This is a genomic window from Campylobacter concisus (genome assembly GCF_003048575.1).
GTDB lineage: Bacteria > Campylobacterota > Campylobacteria > Campylobacterales > Campylobacteraceae > Campylobacter_A > Campylobacter_A concisus_U.
Window position 1 is genome coordinate 47,530 of record NZ_PIRZ01000007.1, and the last position, 23,333, is coordinate 70,862.

Here is a 23,333-nt window from a genome sequence, read left to right on the forward strand (position 1 = left end):
GATGAGGTGCTGTAACACCTCATTATTTATAGTTTGCCGCCTTCAACGACAAGTGATTCTGGATTTACGCTATCGCCATAGATCGGTTTTAGCGTAGCATCATAGTCTTTGTGGAAGAAATTTTCTTTTCCAAGCTCAATGATTTCATTGTTTAGCCAGTCAAGTAAAACTTTGTTACCTTTTTTAACAGCTGGTGCTATCACATCCACATCACCAAGTGCTTCAACACCTACGACAAAGCCTGGAGTCTCTTTCGCCCAGGCAAAAAGTAGGGCGTTATCATGTGCTAGTGCGGCACCTCTTTTATCAACCAAAGCTGCAAATGTTTCAGTATTTTGGTCGTATTTTGCAAGCTTAATATCTGGATAATTTTTTGTAAAAAACGCGTCTGCGGTTGTGCCCTTATTTACGATTAGGGTTTTGTCTTTTAGCTCATCGATGCTTTTTATCACTGCACCTTCAGGGCTTACGATGCCAAGCGAAACCTTCATGTATGGAAGCGCAAAATCAACAACTTGTGCGCGCTCAGGTGTTTTTGTAAAATTTGCAAGCGTGATATCTACTTTATCAGCTACTAAAACTTCAACTCTACCAGCAGCCTCGACTAGCTCAAATTTTACCTTGCTCTCATCGCCTAGTAGGTCTTTTGCGATACGTTTTGCAAAGTAAATATCATAGCCTTGATTTTTGCCGTCTTTATCGACATAGCCAAATGGTGGTTTGTCGCTGAAAACACCAATTCTTACATATCCGCGCTCTTTGATCTTTGCGATCGCATCAGCTTCGTTTGAAGCAGCTTTTGCCGTGTCGGCACCTTTGTCATTACCACAACCCGTTAGAAAGACGGTAGCGATTAATGCTAATAAGAAAAATTTAAATTTTCTCACTCTTTCTCCTTGTAAAAAAGTTAAATAAATAAGAGCGTTAAATTTTCGCTCTAAACGCATTTTGGAAAAACGGCAAATTATCTCTTATTTTTTCTAAAACGAGAATAAATTTAGAAATTTCTTAGCGCGATCGCTCTTAGGACTAGTAAAAAACTCCTCTGGTTCGCTGATCTCTACGATCGCTCCAGCGTCCATAAATACGATCTTGTTTGCAACCGCCCTTGCAAAGCTCATCTCGTGAGTGACTATTAGCATCGTCATACCATCTTTGGCTAAATTTAGTATCACATCAAGCACTTCTCTAACGATCTCAGGATCAAGCGCGGCCGTAACCTCGTCAAATAGCATGATCTCAGGGTTTAGACAAAGGCTTCTTACTATTGCTATGCGCTGCTTTTGACCGCCGCTTAGCTCCTTTGGATAGGCAAATTTCTTATCAAGTAGCCCAACCTTGCTTAGCCACATATCAGCAGTTTTTTCAGCCTCGGCCCTATCTCTTTTTTGCACCTTTAAAGGCCCAAGAAGGACGTTGTCTATGACGTTCATGTGATCAAATAGCTCGTAGCTTTGAAAGACCATGCCGACTTTTTGGCGGATCCTTTGCCAATCATTAAATTTAGCATCAATCACTTCGCCATCGATTATTATCTCGCCGCTAGCGATGCTCTCAAGGCCATTTATACATCTAAGAGTTGTACTCTTGCCACAGCCCGATGGTCCAAGAAGCACAACCACTTCGCCGCTTTTAACCTCTAAATTTATATCCTTTAAGGCGTGAAGCTCTCCATAAAATTTGTTTATTTTTTTAAGTTCTAATATGTTTTCGCTCATTTTAACTCCATTTTTCTTCTAGTTTTTTTGATAGTTTTGAGACCGGATAACAGATTGCAAAATATAAAAAGAATATGAGCGTGTATATCCAAAATGGCGCCATAGGATTTGTAAATACATTTCGCTCGATGATCTGCTGACCGACCTTGACTACCTCTACAACGCCAATTAGCACGACTATAGAGGTCGTTTTTATCATACGGCTTAGTAAATTTACAGCTCCAGGCACTAGCCTTCTCGTGGCTAGTGGGATGATGACGTAAGAGTAAATTTGAAATTTGCTAAGCCCCAGCGAGGCGGCTGACTCAAACTGGTGCTTTGGTATCGAGGTGATAGCGCCGCGCACGATATCCATCATCTCAAAAACACCCCAAAGGCTAAAGACGATGAGCGAGGCGGTAAATGCCGAGATATGCAGTCCAAAAGCCTTGCTAACGCCAAAGTAAAATAAAAATAGCCAGACGATCTGAGGCATGATACGAACGATCTCGAGGCAAATTTTTAAAATAAAATAGATAAATTTGTTTTTCATGCTCATAAGTACGCCAAGCACTAAACCACCGATTATAGAGATAAATATAGAGATAAATGAAATTTCTGTGCTAACGACTAGACCGTCAAAGAGCCTTAGTAAATTTTGCGTATCAAATAATATACTAACTCCTTGCATTTCTCACCCTTTTTTCGACATAGCTAAGTACCAGCGAGACTGGCAAAATGATGATGAGATAGCTAATTACTAGCATAAAAAGTGCCTCGTCTGTTTTGTAATAAAGCCCGATAAGATCCTTTGCGACGTAAACTAGATCAGCAAGTGCCACGATACTAACGATGCTTGTTTCTTTTAGCAAAAAGATAATATTTGCACTAATGCTTGGCACCGCTACACTAAATGCTTGAGGCAAGATAACATATCTTAAGAGCTGATTTTTGCTAAGTGCGATGCTTAGTCCCGCTTCTATCTGTGACCTTCTCACCGCCTCAAAGCCAAGCCTAAAGCTCTCGCTCATATAGCTACCACCAAGAAAGCTAAGTCCCGCAACCGCACAGGCAAAGCCGCTCATCGACACTCCAAGCTTTGGCAAGCCATAATATAAAAAGAAAAGCTGTATAAGAAGTGGCGTATTTCTTGAGAGCTCGACGTAGCAGTCAATCACTTTTGATAGAAATTTTAGCTTGTAAAATTTTACAGCCATACAAAAAATACCGATCAAAATAGAAAAAATGATCCCTAAAAAGGCGATCTCACAGGTAAGCACTCCGGCCTTAACATAAAGCGGATAAAATTTCTCAATAAACTCAAAATCCATAAAACTTTAATCCAATCTGAAAAATGGAGTTATTTTATCTTATAATCATAAATTTAAAACTAATTAGATATGATCTTGCTTTAAATTTAAGCTTGCAAAAAGGATAAAATTTGATCGACCTTTTTCAGATCATCGGCTTTTTAGGGATGATTTGCATCGTGATGGGCTACTTTTTACTTCAGATCGGCCGCCTAAATAGCCGCAATCTAGCCTATCAGATAATAAATTTAGTAGGTGCGGTTCTACTCATTATCTCGCTTTTTGTGCACTTTAACCTCGGTTCATTTTTGATAGAGGTCTTTTGGATATTCATCACGATTTATGGAATTTATAAAATTTATAAGGAGAGAGCGTGAGAGCATACGCAGAGTGGGAAGAGCAGGAGCTTTTGTTTTTATCGCTGCCACATAGCAAGAGCGACTGGGAGCCTTATTTAGAGGAGATTTTGGCGGGCTATGAGGAGCTAGTGGCTGCTATTACGCCTTTTGAAAAGGTGGTGCTCATCTGCCCTGATGAGGCAAATTTTGCTAGGTTTAAGAAATTTAAAAATGTAGAGTTTGTAAAGCTTGAGACTGACGATACTTGGATCAGAGACTACGGCATGATCGACGTTTGCACCAAGGACGGCGTAAAGAGCTACGACTTTAAATTTAACGCTTGGGGTGGTAAATTTAAGAGCTCAAAAGATGATGCGATAAATTTAGCACTAGCTAAAATTTATAAGACCAAGCTTGAGCCAGTTGATATGATACTAGAGGGTGGAAGTGTTGAATTTAACGGAGATGGCGTACTTTTAACCACCTCAAAATGCTTACTAAATGAAAATAGAAACAAGGCACTTAGCAAAGAGCAGATCGAGGAGAAGCTAAAGAGTTTGTTTGGCTTAAAGCGTATCATTTGGCTTGAAAATGGTTTTATAAGAGGCGATGACACAGATAGTCACATCGACACTTTGGCGCGTTTTATCACGCCTAATACGATAGCTTACGCAGCTTGCGATGACAAGAGCGATGAACACTTTGAAGAGCTTAAAAGGATGGAGAATGAGCTTAAAAAAACTGGCTTTAAACTGCTTGCTCTGCCACTACCAAAACTTAAATTTTATGATGGCAAAAGGCTTGGTTGCACTTATGCAAACTTCATCTTTATAAATGGTGCGCTAATCGTGCCAACATATAATGACGAAAACGATGAAAAGGTACTAGATTTACTGGCCAAGGCACTGCCAGATAGAAAGATCATCGGTGTAAATTCGTTAGTTTTTGTCCGTCAAAATGGCTCGCTTCACTGCTCAAGCCAAAATAGATACAAGAGGTCTTAAACTTGGGAAGTCCGTTTGATTATGAGTTTAACCGCATAAATAAGCAGGAGTGCACGCAAGGCGAAAATAAGGCTGTTATCGCAGCTGGAGCTTGCGCTTTTTTACTCGCACTTGTGAAATTTACAGCTGGGCTTTTTAGCGGCTCGGTTGCTGTGCTTGGCTCAGCGATTGACTCGATGCTTGATTTTATAGTCTCGCTTTTAAATTTATTTGCGCTTAGAAAGTCAAAAAAGCAAGCCGATGAGAGATTTAACTTTGGCTACACAAAGCTAGAGGCCTTGGCAGCGCTATTTGAGTGCGTCATCATCGTGGTGGCTGCTGGATATATATTTTATGAGAGCGTTAAGAAATTTAGCGAGCCAAATTTAGAGATAGACCTTGGCTTAAGCCTTGGTGTGATGGTTTTTTCGGTAGTTGTGACGTTATGTTTGGTGCTATTTTTAAACCAAATTTCTAAAAAAAGTGGAAACCTTATCATAAAAGCAGACGCACTGCACTATAAGATCGACCTTTTTAGCAATCTTGCTGTCATCATCTCGCTGCTTATCATTAAATTTAGTGGATTTGTGATGATAGATGCGATCTTTGGCATCGTGATAAGTGGCTACATCGCTCAAAGCGCCATAAGCCTTGGCAAAGACGCCCTTGGTGTCTTGTTAGATCACGCAGCAAGCCCTGAGGTCACAGAGGGGATCATCAAGATGATAAAGGCAAAGCAGAGAATTTCTGATTTTCACTATCTAAACACAAGACAGAGCGCAAATACCATATTTTTAACGCTGCATTTAGTTTTTAACAAAGATATCTCGCTTTACGACGCGCACGAGGTGGCCGACTCGCTTGAAGCTGAGATAAGAGAGAAATTTAGGGATTATTCGTGGCAGATAACCACACATTTAGACCCATACAACGACAAAGAAGGGAAATGAGATGAAAGTAGCACTACTTCAACAAGAATTTAAAGGCACAAAAGAGGCGACTATCGCAAAGACGCTTGAGCTAATCGCTGAGGCAAAAAAGGGTGGCGCTGATCTAGTCGTCTGTCAAGAGCTTCACCAGACGCAATACTTTTGCCAAAGCGAGGATACAAATTTCTTTGATCATGCAAACGAGTGGCAAGAAGATGTCGCTTTTTGGGGCAGGGTTGCAAAAGAAAATGGCGTGGTTTTAGTCACTTCGCTTTTTGAAAAGAGGGCTGACGGACTTTATCACAACACCGCCTTTGTCTTCGAGCGTGACGGCAACGTGGCTGGCAAATACCGAAAAATGCACATCCCTGATGATCCTGGATTTTACGAGAAATTTTACTTTACGCCTGGTGATATCGGCTTTGAGCCAATTGAAACAAGCCTTGGCAAGCTTGGAGTTTTGGTGTGTTGGGATCAGTGGTATCCAGAGGCAGCAAGGCTAATGGCGCTAAAAGGGGCGAAAATTCTTATCTATCCAACGGCCATTGGCTGGTTTGAGGGCGATAGTGATAATGAAAAGTCAAGACAGCTTGAAGCGTGGGTAGCGGTGCAAAGAGGTCACAGCGTGGCAAATGGTCTGCCAGTTGTTGCAGTAAATCGTGTGGGCTTTGAAAAAGATGATAGCGGTGTGATGGATGGGATAAAATTTTGGGGAAATAGCTTTGTTTTTGGACCACAAGGAGAGCAACTTTTCCGTGCAAATAGTACAGATGAGCTTTGCAAGATCGTTGAAATAGACATGAAAAGAAGCGAAGAAGTGCGCAGAATTTGGCCATTTTTAAGAGACCGCAGGATCGATGCCTACGCAAATATCACAAAGAGATTTATCGACTAAATTTAGAGCTAGAATTTCTAGCTCTTTTAAAATGCAAATTTCTTATCTACTATGCGAACTATCCTGCCACCAAGCCTTTTTGCCTGCTCTTCATTGTGTGTGGTGATGATGATCGTATATTTTTGTGACAAGCTTTTTAAGAGATCTTCTATGATCAAGATATTTTTCATATCAAGCGATGAGCAAGGCTCATCAAGCATGAGCACTTCAGGCTTTGTAGTTAGCATCCTTGCGATGCAAAGTCTTTGCTTTTGACCGCCAGAGAGCTTGTTAGCTGGCATATCTAGGTCGTTTATTTCGCCCAGTAAATTTACGCTTTTTAATAGCTCCTCTACTCTTTTTTGCTTATCTTTTATGCTGCCTTCATAAAATTCCATCGCATAGGTCAAATTTCTTTCTACGCTAAAGGGAAAGAGTGTGGCGTCTTGAAAGAGTATGGCTAGCTTTCGTCTTAGCCAAATTTCGCCCTTATTTTTGATATTTTCACCTTTAAATAATATCTCTCCGCTATATCTACCACCTTTTTGCTCTAAAAAGCCATTTAGCGCTGAAAGAAAAGTCGATTTGCCACATCCTGAGCTGCCCATTAAGCAGATGATCTCGTTTTGAGCAATGTTTAAATTTAGATCTTTTAAAATTTCACTCTCTTGGTAAAAGATACTAAGATCTTTTATGTTTAAAATATCTGGCAATTTTCTCTCCTATATCAAATAAAACTACGGCTGAAAGCAGGTGCAAAATGATCAGTATAAAAATGAGTACGAGTGCCGTGGCGTAGGCATTTTGCGTTGCGACTGACTGACTTAAAAGCATGTGCAGGTGAAAAGGCAGTGCCATGACTGGCGAGAGCAGTCCTTCTGCCTTTGCCATGAAGACGACTCCTGTTAAAAGTAGCGGTGCAGTTGCCCCTATGGCGTAGCTGCCAGCAAGTATCAAGATAGATATGATGTTTTTTCTAATGGTTGGCAAAACAAGCTTTCTAGCCATGAAATTTTTATCAACACCAAGCGCGAAGCTATCTCTTAACATCTTCTCATCGATCTGCGAGATCACCTTTTCTGTGCTAACTTCAACAAATGGAAAGACCATCAAAGCAAGCGTAATACTAGCTGTTAGTAGGCTCTTTGGGATATCAAGACTAACGATAAAAAGCCCATAAACAAACATCCCAAGCAATATAGAGGGTATGGAGGCCATCGTTTGGATGATAAATTTAAGACCAAGCTTGATCGTGCTAGAAGTGCAGTAAATTTGCCTATAAATGGCGCAGCTAACGCCAAGAAGCGCAGAAAATATCATGGATAGTATCATTAGCAAAAATGAGCCTATGATAGCGTCTCTTATGCCACCACTCTCACCTAAATTTAAACCTTGCGGATTTTTGGTTAGAAAGTCTAAATTTATCTGAGAGATGCCATTTGCAAAGATGAAATAAAATATCCAAAATATCACCGCAACCACTATAAATACGCAAAGATAAGCGTAAAATTTGACTAGATGATCTTTAAAAGCGTTCATTGTTTTTCTCAAATTTAAAGATAAAAATATTTAGCAAAAATATAAAAACAAGCAGGACAAATCCGCTTGCAATAAGAGCGTGATAGTGCAAGCTACCAGCCTCGCTCATGCCCATTTCAAGGGCTATTAGAGATGGTATGGTCTGGGCTTTTGAGAGCAGGTGCGGAAAAAGCGGGGTGTTGCCTATAACCATCATCACAGCCATCGTCTCGCCAGCTGCCCTTGAAAATGCGAGTATAAAGCCTGAAATGCTTGCTTTTATGGATTTTCTAAAAATTATTTTTCTTATAAAATATCCTGTGCTTACGCCAAGCGCGTCCGAGTCTGTTTTGAAATTTTGCTTTAGCAGATCAACACTTTGGAGCAAATGCGAGGTAAAAAAAGGCAGTATCATGACGCTAAGGATGAGGCTAGCTGCCAAAACTGACTCACCAGCGGACATTTTTAGCCCCGACTCTAAAATTTTTACAACCGTGTAAAGCGCAAAAAATCCATAAATGATAGATGGTATGCCAGCTAGTATTCGTATCATCCAGTCTAGCACATGCCTAAGCCAGGCGTTCGCAAAAAAGCAGATAAAGATAGTAACGCCAAGCGAGATGAAAAATGAAAATATGCAAGCTAGAAATGCAACTGCGAAATTTGCGATTAGGATATTAAACAGTCCAAAGTTAAAAGGCTCCGTGCTAACGTCCCAGTCGCCATTTAGTAAGAAGTCAAAGAGACTTACTTCTGCAAAAAAACTCGTGGAATTTAGCAGCAAAAACCCCACGAGTAAAAGCAAAAGCATGGCGGATAAAAGTGTGAAAGCATATACCCCGCCTTTAAAAATTTGCCCTATCATTGGCTATTTTACTGGTATAAATCCCATTTTTTCGATAGTCTTTTGACCTTCGGCTGAATTTAGTACATCTACAAAAATTTGCTCGCTCTTACTTAGATCGCCACTTTTTACGATGATGAGCGGACGAGAGATGTAGTATTTGCCATCAACTATGTTTTTAACAGTTGGCTCCACACCGTCAACGTTTAGCGGTATTAGCTTGCCTTTGTTTTGGTTTGTGATACCAAAAGAAGCGTAGCCAATAGCGTTTTTATTTTCGATGATTTTTGAGACAAGCGCGCCCATCGAAGGTGATTGGATGACGTTTTTGCTAACCTTGACATCTTTCATGATCTTTTTTTGAAATACCTCGTGAGCACCGCCACCAAGATCTCTTGTAACTACGACTATTTCGTCATTTGGTAGGGATTTGTCAAGATCGCTCCACTTTTTATACTCGCCTGAGAAAATTTTGACGATCTCATCTTTGCTTAAATTTCCGCCCTTTAGCTTTATCGCCTCATTTTCTGGGTTTACAGCCACACAAAGTGCGTCTATGCCAAGCGTATAGGCTTTCATATCCTTGATCTTTGCCTTTTCGCTATCTTTTATATCGCGAGCTAACATGCCAAAGTCAGCGACATGATCAAGCACGGCTTTCACGCCAGCACCTGAGCCACCAGCTGAGACAAAAATGGTGATATTTTTGTTTGGTAAAGAGCTATCGACTTTGTCCCAAGTCTCGTACTTTTCGATAAAGTCGGTTGAAATTTTAGCAATGACTGGAGCCAGAGTAGATGAGCCACTAAAGCTAACTTGCGTTTTTTCATCCGCACCAGAAGCGAAATTTAAAGATAAAAGCAGCATAGAAGCAGCCAACATAAGTGATTTTTTCATAAAAACCTCCAAATTTTGATTGTTATTAATATTTATAAAAGCTATTGATTAGTTGTAAATTTGCAACAGTTTTTCTAAAACTTAGAACTGCGGTGGATTATACAATAAAAAATGATATTAAAAAATGATATTTAAATAGTCGGTTTATCAAATTTATTTTGGCTGATAAAGAAATATAAATTTAATCTTAAGAAAATATTTTTTTAAGTCTTGATTGTGTAGAATGGTTGCAACTTTGCCAAAACGGCATGAAAATATCATATCAAATAAGGTAAAAAGCTAAATTTATAGAATAAAATAGCCTTAAATTTCTTGAAAGGATCTTAGATGAAAACTACTTCTTTGGCACTTGCTGGCTTGCTTTTAGCAACAACTCTTTCAGCAAAAGAATTTATCAGTATCGGTACTGGCGGTATGACAGGCACTTATTATCCGATAGGTGGAGCGATTTGCCGTTTAGCGAACAAAAATACTAATGTAAAATGCTCGGTCCAATCAACTGGCGGCTCGGTTTACAACGTAAATAACGTTTTGAAAAAAGAGCTTACATTTGGCTTTGTTCAAAGTGACGTTGTCTATGATAAATTTAACGGCACTGGCAAATTTGACGGAGCAAAAGATGAAAATTTACGCTCAGTAGTTGCTATCTATCCAGAACTTCTTGCATTTGTTGTGGCAAAAGATAGCGGTCTTACAAGTGATCTTGCTTCATTTGCAGGTAAAAAATATAACGTCGGAAACCCAGGCAGTGGCAACGAAGTGAGTACACTTGAAGTCTTTAAAGCAAAAGGCTTTGACGTTTCAAAACTAGGCTACCGCGGCGTTTTAACAGTTGGTGAATGCCCACACGCACTAAAAGATAAAAAGATAGACGGATACAGCTTTGTTGTCGGCCATCCAACTGCAAACATCACTGATGCTGCGACATCTTTGCCTATTGATATCCTAAATATCGAAGGTAGCGAGATCGACAAACTTCTTGCAGACAAGCCATACTTTGCAAAAGGCGTGATCCCAAAAGGCTCATATGATGGCGTAGATCACGATGTAAATACTATCGGCGTAAAAGCTGTTTTGGTAACCAATAAAGATACAAAAGATGAGGCTGTAAAAGCTGTGATAAAAGCTATTTTAGACAACTTTGATGAGTATAAAACTCTTCACCCAGCGCTAAAATCAGTAAATAAAGAAGATCTTGTTCAAGGTCTTTCAGCTCCGCTTCACCCAGCTGCAGAGGCTGTATTTAAAGAGGCTGGTATCTTAAAATAATCCATTTCCAGAGGCTCTGCCTCTGGATAAAATTTAAATATGCAAATTTTTAATTTATATATTTAAATTTTAAAGGAGAGAGATGAACGAAGTCAAAGACAACGAAGAACAATTTGTCGAAGTAAAAACAAGGGAGATAAATAGCAATTTTTACAACTATTTCATTGCGATCGTATGCTTTTCTTGGTCAGTTTTTCAGCTTTATATAGCTTATTTTCCGCTTAATACAAATATTTCGCGCTCGATACACTTAGCCTTTGCAGTTGGTCTTGTATTTTTGCTTTATCCAGTCACTTTTCATAAAAAGGCACATTCTAGTTTGCCATTTTACGATCTAGTTTTTTGTGTGGCAGGCGTTGTTGCTGTGCTTTATCCAGCGGTTTATTTTTATGAACTAGCTGATAGGACAGGGGACTACATAACACAAGATATCGTAATATCGTTTTTGGCGATCATTGTCTTGCTCGAGGCTGGCAGGCGTGTCATGGGACCAGCACTTCCAATTATTTGTATATTATTTTTGATATATGATCACTTTGGTCCTTATATGCCAGACATCATCGCTCATCAAGGTGCCAGCTTTGAAAAGATCGCAGGCCATATGTTTTTAACGACTGAGGGTATCTTTGGTGTGCCTATCGGAGTTAGCGTTAGTTTTATCTATCTTTTTGTTCTTTTTGGCTCATTGCTTGAGAGGGCAGGTGCTGGACAATACTTCATAAATTTAGCTTTCTCACTTCTTGGAAAATATAGAGGCGGCCCAGCTAAGGCTTCAGTCATCGCAAGTGGTCTAACTGGTATGGTTTCAGGAAGCTCTACTGCAAATGTTGTAACAGTTGGTACATTTACCATACCACTTATGAAAAAAGCCGGTCTTTCACGCACAAAAGCTGGAGCCATTGAGGTCGCTGCTGGCGTAAATGGACAGCTCATGCCTCCGATCATGGGCGCAGCTGCCTTTATCATCGCTGAGTTTTTAGGCATGACATACACAAATGTCATGATGGCAGCGGTAATTCCAGCTTTTGCTTGCTATTTGTCACTATTTTTCATCGTTCATTTAGAGAGCGTGAAGCTTGGCTTAAAAGGTATAAATCAAAGCGAGTTTCACTCAAGATTTAAAATTTTTGTAAGTGGACTTCACTATATAACTCCGATTTTGATTTTACTTTATACACTATTAATCGCAAAAGAGTCAGCTATTGCTGCGGCGTTTAATGCGATTGGATTTTTATTTTTAATAATGATCTTTCAAGAGCCAGTTAAAAAGCTAGCAAGTGGCGAAAAAGTTGGAATAAATGATGTGTTAATAGGCTTTGAAGATATATTTTGGGCGATGGTTGCAGCCGCAAAAAGTATGACAACGATCGCCATTGCAACCGCACTTGCAGGTATCATCGTGGGCTCTATCTCTCTAACTGGCCTTGGTCAGGTGCTTTCAGATCTAGTTGAGTTACTTGCTGGTGATAATATAGTTATGATATTGCTTCTTACTGCGATGATGTCGCTAATACTAGGAATGGGTCTTCCAACGACGGCAAACTACATTGTAGTTTCAAGTCTTGTGGCACCTGTTATTTTATTTTTAGCGCACAAAAATGGCTTTTTAATCCCAGCCATTGCTGTGCATCTTTTTGTCTTTTACTTTGGAATTTTAGCTGATGACACGCCACCAGTTGGTATCGCAGCTTATGCAGCAGCTGGTATTGCTAAAGCAAATCCTATAACTGTTGGTGTTCAAGGATTCTTTTATGATCTAAGAACGGCGATCTTGCCATTTGCCTTTTTCTTTAACAACAAACTTATGCTGATAGAAAGCGTAAACGAGGGCGATCCGCTTGATTCAAAAGGGATCGTTTGGATGAGCAATCCGCTTGAAATTTTACTTGTCTTTGGTATGGCGATCGTGGGAATGTTTGCATTTTCAAGCTTACTTCAAGGCTACTATGTCACAAAGCTTAGGATCTGGGAGCGTATTCTTTTGATCCCTGTTGTGCCACTAGCTCTTGTGCCAAATATATGTGCGAAATTTAATCTTATACCAAACGAATACACTGCTTATATCGTAGCTGCTGTACTTTATGGATTTGTTTTTATGACTCAATGGGGTATTAAAGATAAACCACTTGATCAAATAAAAATAATCTAATCTTAGGCAAGAGTACTCTTGCCTAAATTTCTAATATAAATTTTTTAGGGCTACCTTTATACTTTGGATAATTTCTATTTAAAATAAGTATTTTTTGGATTTTTTTGTTTTAAGAAATTTTTAGGCTCGTAAGCCTAAAAATTATAGTTGTTTTGAGCGTCTTAGATCTCCTGCAAATTCGCAAGACATCTTATCGCCTAATTCGCAGCCTTTTACTAAAAATTCATAAGCTTTTTTAAATTCTTTAGCTTCTATCAAGATAGAACCTACCATCTCACAAGAATATCCATCATTCTTATCACAAGCTTTGTTAAAAAGTTCTCTTGCTTTTTGCGGCTCAGTATTTAGATAAAGCCCACCAGCTGCCGAGCAACCTTCAACCTCACCAGCTTCGCAAGCTTTATTATAGTACTCTAAGGCCTTGCTTGGATTAGGTAGAGCTGTTTTGCCTAGCTGATAAATGGCGCCAGTTTTTACACATGATTTTGCATCATTTTCTGCACATCCTGCTTTAAATTTTGCTAAAGCTTCTTTGAAATTCGAGCTCCCATATGCCTTTAGGCCATCTTCAAAGTTACCTGCAAAAGCACAAGCAGCTAATATTGAGATAAAAATCATTTTTTTCATTTAAATTCCCTTTTTTGTGAATTAACATGCAATTTTAGCATATTAATTTTTACACTTACTTGATGAAAAATAATTACGCTTTTAAAATTTGCTCTTGTTTTTTATAATCAGGCATGATTTTTTCTATAAAATCGTAAAAACTTTTTTGATGATGTGGATAGAGCATGTGTGTTAGTTCGTGAAGAACGACGTAGCGCACGGCTGAGAGTGGCTTTTCTATGAGTCTTAGACTTAGGTTTATATAGCCTTTTTTATGATTGCAGCTGCCCCAGCGAGTTTTGCTATTTCGTATGACGATACGCTTGATTGGTTTGTTTATAAAAGGCTGAAAATGGCTCACAAGCTCTAAAAATAGCTCTTTTGCTCTTACTTTTACAAAACGCTCAAGGCTTTTTAAATTTGGAGTAAAGACAAACTCGCCATCAAAAAATGGCTCTTTAAAATTTTCATCAAATTTTATCTTATAAATTTGCCCAAGAAATTTTACCTCATCATCTTTTGGTAAATTTGCAAGAGCTTTTTTGTAAGTATTTTCAAGCCAAATTCTGTGCATCTCAAGAAAGCTAAGAGCCATCTTTTGTGTGCTGTAAAATGGCATAGATAGCGTGATCTTAGCGTCCTTGCCAACTCTTAGACGCATGGATTTTACATTTGTTTTAAAATTTATTAAAACGCTTAGCCCATAAAAGTCTAAATTTATGCTCTTTTGCTTTAAACTAGGCGTTTTTCTTGCCATTTTTTGCTTCTCCAACGCCACGTATTTGCAAGGCCTCTTAGCCACTCATCAGCACAAAATCCTATCCAAACGCCGATAATTCCCCAGCCAAGATAGATACCTAAAAAATATCCAAGTGGCAGCGAAAGCCCCCACATAAAGATAAGCCCGGTTACTAGTGGAAATTTTGCGTCGCCGCTTGCACGAAGGGCATTTACGATGACGATATTAAAGGTTCTACCCGCTTCAAGAAATATCGAAAGTGTAAAAAGTGGCAACATGATCGTACGTAAATTTTCGTTTAAATTTAGTGCGTCCATGATTTGATACTTTAGTGCATAAGCTATAAGCACGACTACGAGTGTGATAAAAACTCCAAGTCTTAGCGCTCTAAATGTCCTTGTATAGGCCTCGTTAAACTCGCTTGCTCCAACTAAATGCCCAACGATGACCTCGTTTGCCACACTGATGCTCGCTCCACAAAGCAAGATAAGAAGCGTGATCTGAAAGTAAATGGTCTGCACGCTAAGGCTAGCCTCGCCCATGCTTGCCACAAAGCCAAAAGCGACCATGTATTGCGCCATCCAGAGTAAATTTTCGCCTGCGCTTGGAAGGCCGATTGAGAGGATTTTCTTTAAAATTTCAAATGGCACGACAAGTAGCTTTTTAAAGTAAATTTTAACTTTTGCCACGCGAGTGAGCATGTAAAGTAGGACAAATACGCCGATCAGCCTGCCCACAAGCGTCGAGATAGCGACCCCTTGTAGGCCTAAATTTGGCAGGTCAAACCAGCCAAAAAGGGCAATGGCGTTGCCAAAGATGGTGATTACGTTCATCAAAACTGAGGTTAGCATTACGCCAGTTGCGAAGTTATAAACGCGAAGTACCGCAGCTAGCACCATACCTATGCCGTCAAAGAGCAAGGCAAAACCAAGGATATGTAGATATGAAAAGCTCTCGTCGATGAGCTCTTTTGGCACATTTAGTAAATTTAAGATGTTGTAGCCAAAGACGTAGATGATGATGGCTGAAAATACGCCAAATATGGTGTTTGAAGTGATGCTTGCATGTATGACATTTGAGGCTAGATCGTTCTTTTTAGCTCCCAAAGCTTGTGCGACGACGACTGAGCAGCCGATGCTTAGAAAGTTAAAAATAGTCATAAAAAGATCCATCACTTGATTGCCCGCACCCATGGCACCAACTAGATGCACACTCACTTTTGTAACCATGTAGGTGTTGATGATGAGCGTAATGAAGTGTAAAAACATATCTAAAAATATCGGAACTACGAGTTTTCTCATAGATAAGTTCATTAAATTTTCCTTAATTATTTTAAAATTTTGGCGATTATAGCCAAAATTAGGTTTTAGCTCCCTTTTTGATATAATCGCGAGAAATTTAAAAAATGAGAGAAAAATGGCATTAATCGACCTGATAGACGTAAGTAAAAAATTTGGTGCAAATGAGATTTTAAACGCTGTAAATTTTAGTGTAAATGAAAATGAAAAAATAGCGATCATCGGTAAAAATGGCAGCGGTAAAAGCACGCTTATGAAGATCATCTCTGGCGAAGTGGCAGCTGATAGTGGCAGACGCATAGTGCAAAGCCTAATAAGCGTCGAGATGCTAGCTCAAACTCCAAATTTTAACGCAACTTTTACCGTAAGGCAGGCGCTAAATAACGAGCTAAAAGAGATATTTGACGCGATAAGCGAGTATGAAAAAAGTGGCGTCTTGCTAGCAAATGATCCTGAAAACAAAGAAATTTTAAAAGAGCAAGAGAGGCTTTTAAAATTTATAGAGGCAAAGGATGGCTGGAATATCGAGCATAAGATTGAGCGAATTTTGCAAGAATTTAAGCTAAAAGAGTATGAAAACAGACCTATTTGCTCGCTAAGTGGTGGTGAGATACGTCGCGTGGCACTGGGTGCGCTCATCCTTAAAAAGCCAGATGTCTTACTGCTTGACGAGCCGACGAACCACCTTGATGTCTACATGGTTAAATTTCTTGAAGATATGTTAAAAAGTTCAAATCAAAGCATAGTTTTTATAAGTCACGATAGATATTTCATAGACTCGCTCGCTACCAGGTGCGTTGAGGTCGAGGAGGCTGGACTTAGAAGCTTTGATGGTGGATATGCAAACTATCTAACCAAAAAAGAGGAAATTTTAGCAAGTCTTGCAAAGTCGCACGAGACTTTGCTAAAGCAGCTAAAGGCCGAGGAAGAGTGGCTAAGGCGCGGCGTAAAAGCTAGGCTAAAGCGAAACGAGGGCAGAAAAGAGCGAGTGCTCGCCATGCGTGAGGAGGCGAAGAAAAATCCAGGCGTGATAAGGCGCGTGAGGCTAGAGCTTGAGCGTGCAAGTAAAAATTTCAACCAAACGCAGAGCCAAAACCGCAAAAAAATGCTTTTTGAGTTTAAAAATTTAAGCAAAAGCATAGATGGTAAGGTGCTTTTTGAAAAATTTGACGCAAGGGTCTTGCAGGGCGAGCGTATAGCTATAGTCGGACGAAATGGCAGTGGCAAGAGCACACTACTTAAAATTTTGCTAGGGCTTGAAAAGCCAAGTAGCGGCGAGATAAAAAGAGGCGAAGTAAGTATCGGCTACTTTGACCAAGCTAGAAATGTCCTTGATGATGACAAGAGCCTGATCGAGACCTTTTGTCCAAACGGCGGCGACCACGTGCTAGTTCGTGGGCGAAATATGCACGTTTATGGCTATCTTAAAAATTTTCTCTTTCCAAAGGAATTTCTAGATAAAAAGATAGGCGTTTTAAGTGGCGGCGAAAAAAACCGCGTGGCACTTGCGATGCTTTTTACCAAAACTTACGACGTACTGGTACTTGACGAGCCGACAAACGACCTTGATATCGCAACTATTAATATCTTAGAAGACTACTTGCAAAGCTTTGAGGGGGCGATCTTGCTAGTAAGCCACGATAGGTATTTTGTCGATAAGATGGCGAGTAAGCTTTGGGCGTTTGAAGGCGAGAGGATAAATGTTTTGCACGAAGAATACAGCGTCTATTTGGAGCTTGAAGATGAGCTAAAAGAGCTTGATAAATTTGAAAAAGAGCTTGCAAATAACCAAAATGAAGCTAAACAAAAGAGCAAAACCGGCGTAAAGCTAAGCTATAAACAAACGCAAATTTTAAATACATATCCAGATAAAATTTCAGCCCTTGAGGCAAGAGTGGCTGAGCTAAACGAGGGGCTTAGTGATCCAAAAATTTATCAAGAAGTGGGGCTTACTAAACTTTATGAAGAGCTAGAAAAGGCAAAAGCCGAGCTTGAAAGCCTAGAAAATGAGTATTTTGAAGTTTTAGAGATCGCTGAGGAGCTAGAGTAGCTTGAAAAAGATCGGTAGGATAAGCGCGCTAAATACGAGAGTTGTTAGAAAAAATTCTGTTGTAAGCCTTAGTATTATCGTTGATAAAATGAGGTTTAGTGAGACATTTTCGCCTAAAATATATAAATATGAAGTAGGTGATCTAGTCCGGATAAAATATAAAAAGGTTGGGTTTTTAAATAAGATAGAGACTATTAGGCTAATCGCAAAAAGCAGCGAAGAATCAGGACTTTTTGCAAGGATAGAAAATTTATTCTTTTTGCTTGTTGCTTTGTATCTTTGTTTTATTTCTTTGTGGGTTATCTATTATGGGATTACGTTGGAATTTAGCATTTATAGGCTTATCATTTTGTTAGCGGCTATTTGCTTTTTGATTTGGATGGGTAAATCTGCATATCTTAGGCTTTTGATTTTTAGATATTTTATATTTGGATAGAACTTTGAAATTTAAATGTATGAAAGGTTTGCGGCTTGATGAGGTCGCTAAATTTGTTTGAAACGGAGCTAAAATGTTAAAAAAACATCCGCTAATCTCTGTAGTGATCGCTATTGTTGTGATATTTTTTGCTACCTACTTTTTTATCTTTGGTTTGACTACCATTTTAGATGATGACATTGGCGATAGTAAAGAGCTAAATAATAGCTTTTTTTACGTCAAAGATGGCAAGGTCTATGCCTTGGTGCCAAGCGGCGGTAAATTTGAGCTAATAGGCGTGAGGGCTAGTAAATTTAGATACATCGACACTGGCAAATACGACAACAGAAACGTTGGCGCTAGCGATGAGGCGGTATATTGCGGTAACCTCGTGATGAGTGGGCTTGATCCAAATGGTGTTAGAGCGCTTGGCAATGGCTATTTTGGTGACGGCAAGATTACATATTTTTGCGATAGCGTAAGCGAGACAAACCTCGAAATATCCGCACTTAAAGAGTTTTGGGACATCTTCTCGCACAAAATGTTTAACACCCCAAAAGCGCAAACTCATATCTATAAATTTAGGCAGATTGATAACGTAAATTTAGCAGCGATCTTGGGCTTTGGCTACGCGAGTGACGGAGTAAAGGTCTATCATGAGGGCAAAGAGCTAGATGGCGCAAATGCCAGCAAGATGCGTTATATCGAGCAGGTATCTGGCAGAAAGAGCGTGCATTTTACGACTGACGGAGAAAATGTTTATTATGACAGCACAAAACTAGGGATCAAATTTAGCCCGCAAATGCGTGATATCGGCGAGATATGGCGCATTCACTATCTTTATGAGCCAAGTAGCGGCATGGTCTATGCAAATGACCATGAATTTGACCCAAAATTTGCCCCATACGAGCCACTTTTTAACCTAAAAGATGGGCACTCCTATCATGCGCTCTTTCGTGGCAAAGGCGGTATCTATCACTGGGAGCGAAAGTGGCAGTGGTATAACAGCATAGATGAGGGCGAGTTTGTAAGAGATGGCGACGATCCTTTTAAAGGCGATATAATGCCGCTATATGGCGATGTGGTGATAAATGACGGCAAGACATATTTTCTAAAAGCCTATGAAATTTGGCACAACACGAAAAATGATCACAGCCTAAGCTCACGCCACACGTGTATCGTAAGGCTTGATACAAAAGAGCAGTGGCGAAAGATAGGATTTGTAAGAAACGATGGCTACGGAGCAGTATATGCAAACGGCGATAAGACATATTATTTTGATAATGTCGGCTACGGTTGGCATTTTAACAGCAGCGTTTATGATATAAACGACCTTGGCGTGGTTGAAATTCTCACTCGTCCTTATGGTCCAAATGTTAAGGACTTAAAACTAGATGAGATAGTAAAAATGGTAGATCAAGGCGCTATGACGCCAGCTGAGGGCGAGGTGGTGATCGATGCAGTAAGCGACTTTGATGATTGCTCACAAAAATATGCCTACTGGATATTTTTTGCCATTGCATTTGTAGCCTCGGTAGTTGGCGCTGTTTTTAAAAATAAAAAGCAAAAAAGCGAGCTTAAAAAAAGGGTGGATGACTATAGATAATGAGAAAAATTACTATTAGGTTTATTTATTTTTTAGTCATCTTGACGCTATTTTTTGTTTTGGCGATGCTTTATCTTTGGCATGAGGGCGAGTATCAAAGAGACTTTGCAAACATAGATAGTAGCGAGTTTTACCGCTCGCCTGAGGGTAAAATTTACGTTCAAATTTCAGGCAGTGGCAAGTATGAGCTAAAAGGCGTTGATGAGGCTAGTTTTAGGGTCTTAAAGCTAGAACATGCGTATGACTACTCAAACGTGGCAGCTGATAAAAATAGTGTCTATTGTGCTAGAGAAATTTTGCCAGGGCTTGATCCAAAGAGCACCAAAGTGCTTGGCAATGGCTATATAAGTGACGGTAAGATAAGCTATTATTGCAGCTCTAGAAGCGAGAAAAAGGCGGGGTATAATGAATTTATCGCCGTTATGAAAAGCCTTGCTCACGTCTTTATAAAAAGCTACGATGATAGCTCATATTTTTATAGGACAAAGCGAGTTGAAAGTGCAAATTTAGAGCCTATATTTGACGCTGGTTTTGCAAGAGACGGCAGCACGCTTTACTACAAGGGCGAAAAGTTTGACGCACAGCCTAACGAGCTAAGATACATCACGGCAGAAAATGGCGCTGCTAGCGGATATTACACAGATGGCAAAAGCCTTTTTTTAGGCGAGCATAAGCTTGATACTAGCTACACAGATGAGGTGCGCCAGATATGCTACGACCCAAAGCACGATATAGAATATCTTTTTGAGCCAAAAAGTGGGGCGGCGTTTGCAAATGAGCGTAAATTTAGCGCTCAAAATATGCCTTATAGCGCCATTTACAGCGTGGATAACGTGCACTCTTTTTGGTCTCTTTTTGCAAGCAAAGATGGAATTTACTTTTGGGATAGCACGAAAAACGAACAAGCTAAAATTTCAGACTACCAGCTAAAAGGAGAGCTAAAAAGGCTCTATGCTGATGTTTTTGTAGATGAGAGTTCAGCGTATTTCTTGCAGCAAGGCGAAGAGTGGCGGCGCTCAAAGCATGGCAGGCACTTAGAGGCACAAACAGTTTCTTTATATAAATTTGCTCCAAGTAGCTCTTGGCATGAGATAGGGCTAGTAAAAGATGGCGAATATGGCGCAGTATATGCAAACGGCGATAAGCACTATTTTTTTAGCAAGATAAAGCCATTTTACGGCATAAAGCATAGCGTTTATGAGGTGGCGGGTCCTAGCGCCATAGAAATTTTAACAAGAGCGTCTAAAGAGCTTAGCGCAAAAGATATCAGCGAGATGATAAAACGCGGCGAGCTAGTGGAGGCAAGCGGCGAAGAGGTCGCAAGATCTAGGATAGAGTATGACTCGCCAAAGATTATTTTGTATATCACATTTGGCATCGCTTTTGTAGTCATAGTGCTAATAACTCTTGCAAAACCAAAGAGAGATAAAAGCGACTTGAGATAAATTTCAAAGTAGCTATTTTTGGTGACTAAAGCTTAAAATTTCATAAAAATTTAAAGATAAAATTTGACCCATTTACTCTTTTTTGTTATTTTGAAATGAAGCTGAAATTTACAAAAAAGGAGAAAAATGATCAAATTTCAAAAGTCGAAATTTAACAATTCGGTATTTATCCCATCGCTTGTTGTCATATTTTTAATAACGGCATTTGCAGCGATATTTCCAAAATTCTCAAATGAGTTTTTTAAAGGCATGCAAAACTACATCGCGGCCAAATTTGGCTGGTTTTACATCCTAGCCGTCGCCGTCATACTGCTAAGCGTCATCATTCTTGGCTTTAGTAAGCTTGGCGAGATCAAACTAGGAGCTGATCACGTAAAGCCAGAGCACAAAAATATCTCGTGGTTTTCTATGCTTTTTGCCGCTGGCATGGGCATAGGTCTAGTGTTTTTTGGCGTGGCCGAGCCGCTCATGCACTATCTAAATCCGCCGCTCGGCGACGCGCAAACTATCGCAGCGCAAAAGCTTGCGATGAATATCACCTTCTTTCACTGGGGTATGGGTGCATGGTCGGTTTATGCTATCGTGGCGCTAATTCTAGCCTTTTTCTCGTATAGGCACGGCTTGCCGCTCACGCTTAGATCGGCGTTTTATCCGATCATCGGTGATAAAATTTACGGCAAGATAGGTAGCGCCATCGACACATTTGCCGTCGTGGCGACGCTTTTTGGCGTAGCGACCTCGCTAGGATACGGCGTACTTCAGGTAAATGCCGGCCTTACGCATGTTTTTGGCCTGCCGACCATGCATATTACGCTTCTAATAGTGCTTTGTTTTGCAGCGACCATCTCAGCGGCAAGCGGCGTGGATAAGGGGATTAAAATTTTATCAAACTCAAATATCGCGCTAGCTATATGTTTTATGTTTTTGATACTATTTTTAGGCGATACGACGCAGCTTTTAAAGTCGTTTGTGCAAAACAGCGGCGACTACGTCTCGACGCTTATTTCAAACACCTTTAACCTCTACGCCTACGAGAGGCAAAATGAGAGCTGGCTTGGCGGTTGGACGCTGCTATACTGGGCTTGGTGGCTATCTTGGTCGCCGTTTGTGGGGCTTTTTATCGCCAAAATTTCAAAGGGCAGGACGATAAGAGAATTTGTGATCGGTGTGCTTTTGGTGCCGACGGGCTTTACATTTGCTTGGATGAGCTTTTTTGGTAACTCGGCGATCGCGCTTGTTCAAGGCGGATTTAGCGAGCTAGCTACGACCGTAAATTCCGACTCGGCTTCGGCGCTTTTTATGTTTTTAGAAAAATTTAGCTTTTCAGGCGTGCTAAGCACGATCGCAGTCTTTATGATCGTCATATTTTTCGTCACTTCGGCCGACTCAGCGGCGATCGTGATGAACATGCTTTGCTCAAACGGCAGGGACGATACGCCGGTTTGGCAAAAGGTCTTTTGGGGCGTTACGGTGGGTGTCGTGGCGGCATTTTTGATGCTAGCCGGCGGTCTTGGCTCGCTACAAGCGCTTACTATCGCTACGGCATTGCCATTTTCCGTTGTGCTTTTGGGTGCTATTTACGGGCTATTTAAGGCGCTACGCGTGGATATAACCAAAAAAGAGACAAATAACTTTAACAACATGCCTCTTAGCGATCTTTCAAAGCCTTGGCAGGAGCGACTAAGCGCGATCATCACGCTACCTAGCAAAAAAGACGGCAGTAAATTTCTAAACGAAGTCGTGCTAAAAGCTTTTAACGAGATAAAAGAGGAATTTGCCAAAAACGGACTTGAGGCAAATGTCACAAGGGGTGAAAATTTCGTAAATTTAAACGTCGGACTTGGCGATGAGATGGACTTTATATACGGTGTATATCTCACCAAAAGCCAGAGCCCGGACTACACGAGGGAGCTTGAGGGTGACGATCTTTACTATAGGGCTGAAGTTTACCTAAAAGAGGGCGGTCAGGACTATGACGTGCTTGGCTGGAGCGAGGCTACGCTGATAAACGACGTAATCGAGCAATACCGCAAACATATGCAATTCTTGCATGTCGTTAGAAGATAGACTTGACTGAAATTTGCCTGGAATTTGAAAATTTCTAGGCAAATTGTAAATTTTACTCACTCGTTATCGTTTGTTACTGAATTTAAAAGCGTGATATGCTTGTTTATAAATTTTAAAATTTAATTGAGCTTCATATGCACGTGGTGTAAAGCGAGATACAAGCGTCATTATTTTTTAGAAAAAACAAATTAGAAAAATTAACTTTATTAGTTTATGTTTTGCTTGTAGTTATGAGAAAAAATGCTAAATTTTTGTTGCATATCGTCCAAATTTCAGAGCTAAAATGCATTTTCTATAAA

22 protein-coding genes are annotated in these 23,333 nt (G+C 40.0%); 11 read left to right on the forward strand and 11 right to left on the reverse strand.

Features of this window, described 5'->3' with window-relative positions; genetic code table 11:
- Positions 1-26 precede the first annotated feature (26 nt).
- From CVS84_RS08380 to CVS84_RS08395, 4 genes are all read right to left on the reverse strand, one after another.
- A complete protein-coding gene (locus CVS84_RS08380; protein WP_021091264.1) occupies positions 27-887 on the reverse strand; it encodes a cysteine ABC transporter substrate-binding protein in 861 nt (286 codons plus the stop codon).
- A 93-nt stretch (positions 888-980) separates the two neighbouring features.
- Entirely contained in the window at positions 981-1,718 is a 738-nt protein-coding gene (locus tag CVS84_RS08385) for an amino acid ABC transporter ATP-binding protein (protein ID WP_084110057.1), read from the reverse strand.
- A gap of 1 nt (position 1,719) precedes the next feature.
- A complete protein-coding gene (locus tag CVS84_RS08390; RefSeq protein WP_107691900.1) occupies positions 1,720-2,388 on the reverse strand; it encodes an amino acid ABC transporter permease in 669 nt (222 codons plus the stop codon).
- The gene (locus tag CVS84_RS08395) at positions 2,375-3,028 is read right to left on the reverse strand and encodes an amino acid ABC transporter permease (RefSeq protein ID WP_107691901.1); all 654 of its coding nucleotides are present in this window, start codon (positions 3,026-3,028) and stop codon (positions 2,375-2,377) included. The genes CVS84_RS08390 and CVS84_RS08395 overlap by 14 nt, the downstream gene beginning before the upstream one ends.
- A gap of 110 nt (positions 3,029-3,138) precedes the next feature.
- Here CVS84_RS08395 and CVS84_RS08400 point away from each other — a divergent pair, with 110 nt between their 5' ends.
- Genes CVS84_RS08400 through CVS84_RS08415 form a run of 4 tightly spaced genes read left to right on the forward strand, consistent with a single transcriptional unit; the run spans position 3,139 to position 6,152 of the window.
- On the forward strand, positions 3,139-3,384 hold the full coding sequence (locus CVS84_RS08400) for a CBU_0592 family membrane protein (protein ID WP_103589327.1): 246 nt from the start codon (positions 3,139-3,141) through the stop codon (positions 3,382-3,384).
- Positions 3,381-4,349: an agmatine deiminase family protein gene (locus CVS84_RS08405; RefSeq protein ID WP_107691902.1), complete on the forward strand. Its 969-nt coding sequence runs from the start codon at positions 3,381-3,383 to the stop codon at positions 4,347-4,349. The genes CVS84_RS08400 and CVS84_RS08405 overlap by 4 nt, the downstream gene beginning before the upstream one ends.
- Positions 4,350-4,351: 2 nt before the next feature.
- Positions 4,352-5,278 carry a cation diffusion facilitator family transporter gene (locus CVS84_RS08410; RefSeq protein WP_107691903.1) on the forward strand — a complete coding sequence of 309 codons (927 nt, stop codon included), beginning with the start codon at positions 4,352-4,354 and terminating at the stop codon, positions 5,276-5,278.
- Between the two features lies 1 nt (position 5,279).
- The gene (locus CVS84_RS08415) at positions 5,280-6,152 is read left to right on the forward strand and encodes a carbon-nitrogen hydrolase (RefSeq protein ID WP_107691904.1); all 873 of its coding nucleotides are present in this window, start codon (positions 5,280-5,282) and stop codon (positions 6,150-6,152) included.
- A gap of 26 nt (positions 6,153-6,178) precedes the next feature.
- On the opposite strand, the gene CVS84_RS08420 is transcribed toward CVS84_RS08415, so the two are convergent.
- The 4 genes from CVS84_RS08420 to CVS84_RS08435 are packed head-to-tail and all read right to left on the reverse strand — an operon-like array spanning position 6,179 to position 9,390.
- Positions 6,179-6,844 carry a phosphate ABC transporter ATP-binding protein gene (locus CVS84_RS08420; protein ID WP_107691905.1) on the reverse strand — a complete coding sequence of 222 codons (666 nt, stop codon included), beginning with the start codon at positions 6,842-6,844 and terminating at the stop codon, positions 6,179-6,181.
- Entirely contained in the window at positions 6,813-7,670 is an 858-nt protein-coding gene (locus CVS84_RS08425; protein ID WP_103600404.1) for a PstA family ABC transporter permease, read from the reverse strand. The genes CVS84_RS08420 and CVS84_RS08425 overlap by 32 nt, the downstream gene beginning before the upstream one ends.
- Positions 7,657-8,514, reverse strand: a complete 858-nt coding sequence (pstC, locus tag CVS84_RS08430) for a phosphate ABC transporter permease subunit PstC (RefSeq protein WP_107691906.1) — start codon at positions 8,512-8,514, stop codon at positions 7,657-7,659. Before pstC ends, CVS84_RS08425 begins: the two co-directional genes overlap by 14 nt.
- Before the next feature lie 3 nt (positions 8,515-8,517).
- Positions 8,518-9,390: a phosphate ABC transporter substrate-binding protein gene (locus CVS84_RS08435; RefSeq protein WP_107691907.1), complete on the reverse strand. Its 873-nt coding sequence runs from the start codon at positions 9,388-9,390 to the stop codon at positions 8,518-8,520.
- Positions 9,391-9,717: 327 nt separating this feature from the next.
- Between CVS84_RS08435 and CVS84_RS08440 the strand changes: the two genes are divergently transcribed.
- Both CVS84_RS08440 and CVS84_RS08445 read left to right on the forward strand, forming a co-directional pair.
- Positions 9,718-10,659, forward strand: coding sequence for a TAXI family TRAP transporter solute-binding subunit (locus tag CVS84_RS08440; RefSeq protein WP_107691908.1), 942 nt, complete (start codon positions 9,718-9,720; stop codon positions 10,657-10,659).
- 82 nt (positions 10,660-10,741) lie between these two features.
- Entirely contained in the window at positions 10,742-12,808 is a 2,067-nt protein-coding gene (locus tag CVS84_RS08445; RefSeq protein WP_107691909.1) for a TRAP transporter permease, read from the forward strand.
- A 141-nt stretch (positions 12,809-12,949) separates the two neighbouring features.
- Here CVS84_RS08445 and CVS84_RS08450 read toward each other — a convergent pair whose 3' ends face one another.
- From CVS84_RS08450 to CVS84_RS08460, 3 genes are all read right to left on the reverse strand, one after another.
- A complete protein-coding gene (locus CVS84_RS08450; RefSeq protein ID WP_107691910.1) occupies positions 12,950-13,435 on the reverse strand; it encodes a tetratricopeptide repeat protein in 486 nt (161 codons plus the stop codon).
- A 73-nt stretch (positions 13,436-13,508) separates the two neighbouring features.
- Positions 13,509-14,171, reverse strand: a complete 663-nt coding sequence (locus tag CVS84_RS08455) for a M48 family metallopeptidase (protein ID WP_199906126.1) — start codon at positions 14,169-14,171, stop codon at positions 13,509-13,511.
- Positions 14,147-15,466 (reverse strand): MATE family efflux transporter, encoded by a 1,320-nt coding sequence (locus CVS84_RS08460; RefSeq protein ID WP_107691912.1) that lies wholly within the window; start codon positions 15,464-15,466, stop codon positions 14,147-14,149. The genes CVS84_RS08455 and CVS84_RS08460 overlap by 25 nt, the downstream gene beginning before the upstream one ends.
- A gap of 103 nt (positions 15,467-15,569) precedes the next feature.
- Between CVS84_RS08460 and abc-f the strand changes: the two genes are divergently transcribed.
- From abc-f to CVS84_RS08485, 5 genes are all read left to right on the forward strand, one after another.
- Positions 15,570-17,501 carry a ribosomal protection-like ABC-F family protein gene (gene abc-f / locus CVS84_RS08465; protein ID WP_107691913.1) on the forward strand — a complete coding sequence of 644 codons (1,932 nt, stop codon included), beginning with the start codon at positions 15,570-15,572 and terminating at the stop codon, positions 17,499-17,501.
- Between the two features lies 1 nt (position 17,502).
- Positions 17,503-17,937 (forward strand): hypothetical protein, encoded by a 435-nt coding sequence (locus CVS84_RS08470; RefSeq protein WP_107691914.1) that lies wholly within the window; start codon positions 17,503-17,505, stop codon positions 17,935-17,937.
- Positions 17,938-18,010: 73 nt separating this feature from the next.
- Entirely contained in the window at positions 18,011-19,522 is a 1,512-nt protein-coding gene (locus CVS84_RS08475) for a DKNYY domain-containing protein (RefSeq protein WP_107691915.1), read from the forward strand.
- A complete protein-coding gene (locus tag CVS84_RS08480; protein WP_107691916.1) occupies positions 19,522-20,967 on the forward strand; it encodes a DKNYY domain-containing protein in 1,446 nt (481 codons plus the stop codon). Before CVS84_RS08475 ends, CVS84_RS08480 begins: the two co-directional genes overlap by 1 nt.
- Before the next feature lie 126 nt (positions 20,968-21,093).
- Complete coding sequence (locus CVS84_RS08485) at positions 21,094-23,034, forward strand: BCCT family transporter (protein WP_107691917.1); 1,941 nt, start codon at positions 21,094-21,096, stop codon at positions 23,032-23,034.
- Positions 23,035-23,333: the final 299 nt, after the last annotated feature.

Bases quoted from the DNA above. Each gene is read 5' to 3' on its own strand.
- CVS84_RS08385 (WP_084110057.1), bottom strand. From the start codon at position 1,718: ATGAGCGAAAACATATTAGAACTTAAAAAAATAAACAAATTTTATGGA.
- CVS84_RS08390 (WP_107691900.1), bottom strand. From the start codon at position 2,388: ATGCAAGGAGTTAGTATATTATTTGATACGCAAAATTTACTAAGGCTC.
- CVS84_RS08395 (WP_107691901.1), bottom strand. From the start codon at position 3,028: ATGGATTTTGAGTTTATTGAGAAATTTTATCCGCTTTATGTTAAGGCC.
- CVS84_RS08415 (WP_107691904.1), top strand. From the start codon at position 5,280: ATGAAAGTAGCACTACTTCAACAAGAATTTAAAGGCACAAAAGAGGCG.
- CVS84_RS08425 (WP_103600404.1), bottom strand. From the start codon at position 7,670: ATGAACGCTTTTAAAGATCATCTAGTCAAATTTTACGCTTATCTTTGC.
- pstC (WP_107691906.1), bottom strand. From the start codon at position 8,514: ATGATAGGGCAAATTTTTAAAGGCGGGGTATATGCTTTCACACTTTTA.
- CVS84_RS08435 (WP_107691907.1), bottom strand. From the start codon at position 9,390: ATGAAAAAATCACTTATGTTGGCTGCTTCTATGCTGCTTTTATCTTTA.
- CVS84_RS08440 (WP_107691908.1), top strand. From the start codon at position 9,718: ATGAAAACTACTTCTTTGGCACTTGCTGGCTTGCTTTTAGCAACAACT.
- CVS84_RS08445 (WP_107691909.1), top strand. From the start codon at position 10,742: ATGAACGAAGTCAAAGACAACGAAGAACAATTTGTCGAAGTAAAAACA.
- CVS84_RS08450 (WP_107691910.1), bottom strand. From the start codon at position 13,435: ATGAAAAAAATGATTTTTATCTCAATATTAGCTGCTTGTGCTTTTGCA.
- CVS84_RS08455 (WP_199906126.1), bottom strand. From the start codon at position 14,171: ATGGCAAGAAAAACGCCTAGTTTAAAGCAAAAGAGCATAAATTTAGAC.
- CVS84_RS08460 (WP_107691912.1), bottom strand. From the start codon at position 15,466: ATGAACTTATCTATGAGAAAACTCGTAGTTCCGATATTTTTAGATATG.
- abc-f (WP_107691913.1), top strand. From the start codon at position 15,570: ATGGCATTAATCGACCTGATAGACGTAAGTAAAAAATTTGGTGCAAAT.
- CVS84_RS08475 (WP_107691915.1), top strand. From the start codon at position 18,011: ATGTTAAAAAAACATCCGCTAATCTCTGTAGTGATCGCTATTGTTGTG.
- CVS84_RS08480 (WP_107691916.1), top strand. From the start codon at position 19,522: ATGAGAAAAATTACTATTAGGTTTATTTATTTTTTAGTCATCTTGACG.
- CVS84_RS08485 (WP_107691917.1), top strand. From the start codon at position 21,094: ATGATCAAATTTCAAAAGTCGAAATTTAACAATTCGGTATTTATCCCA.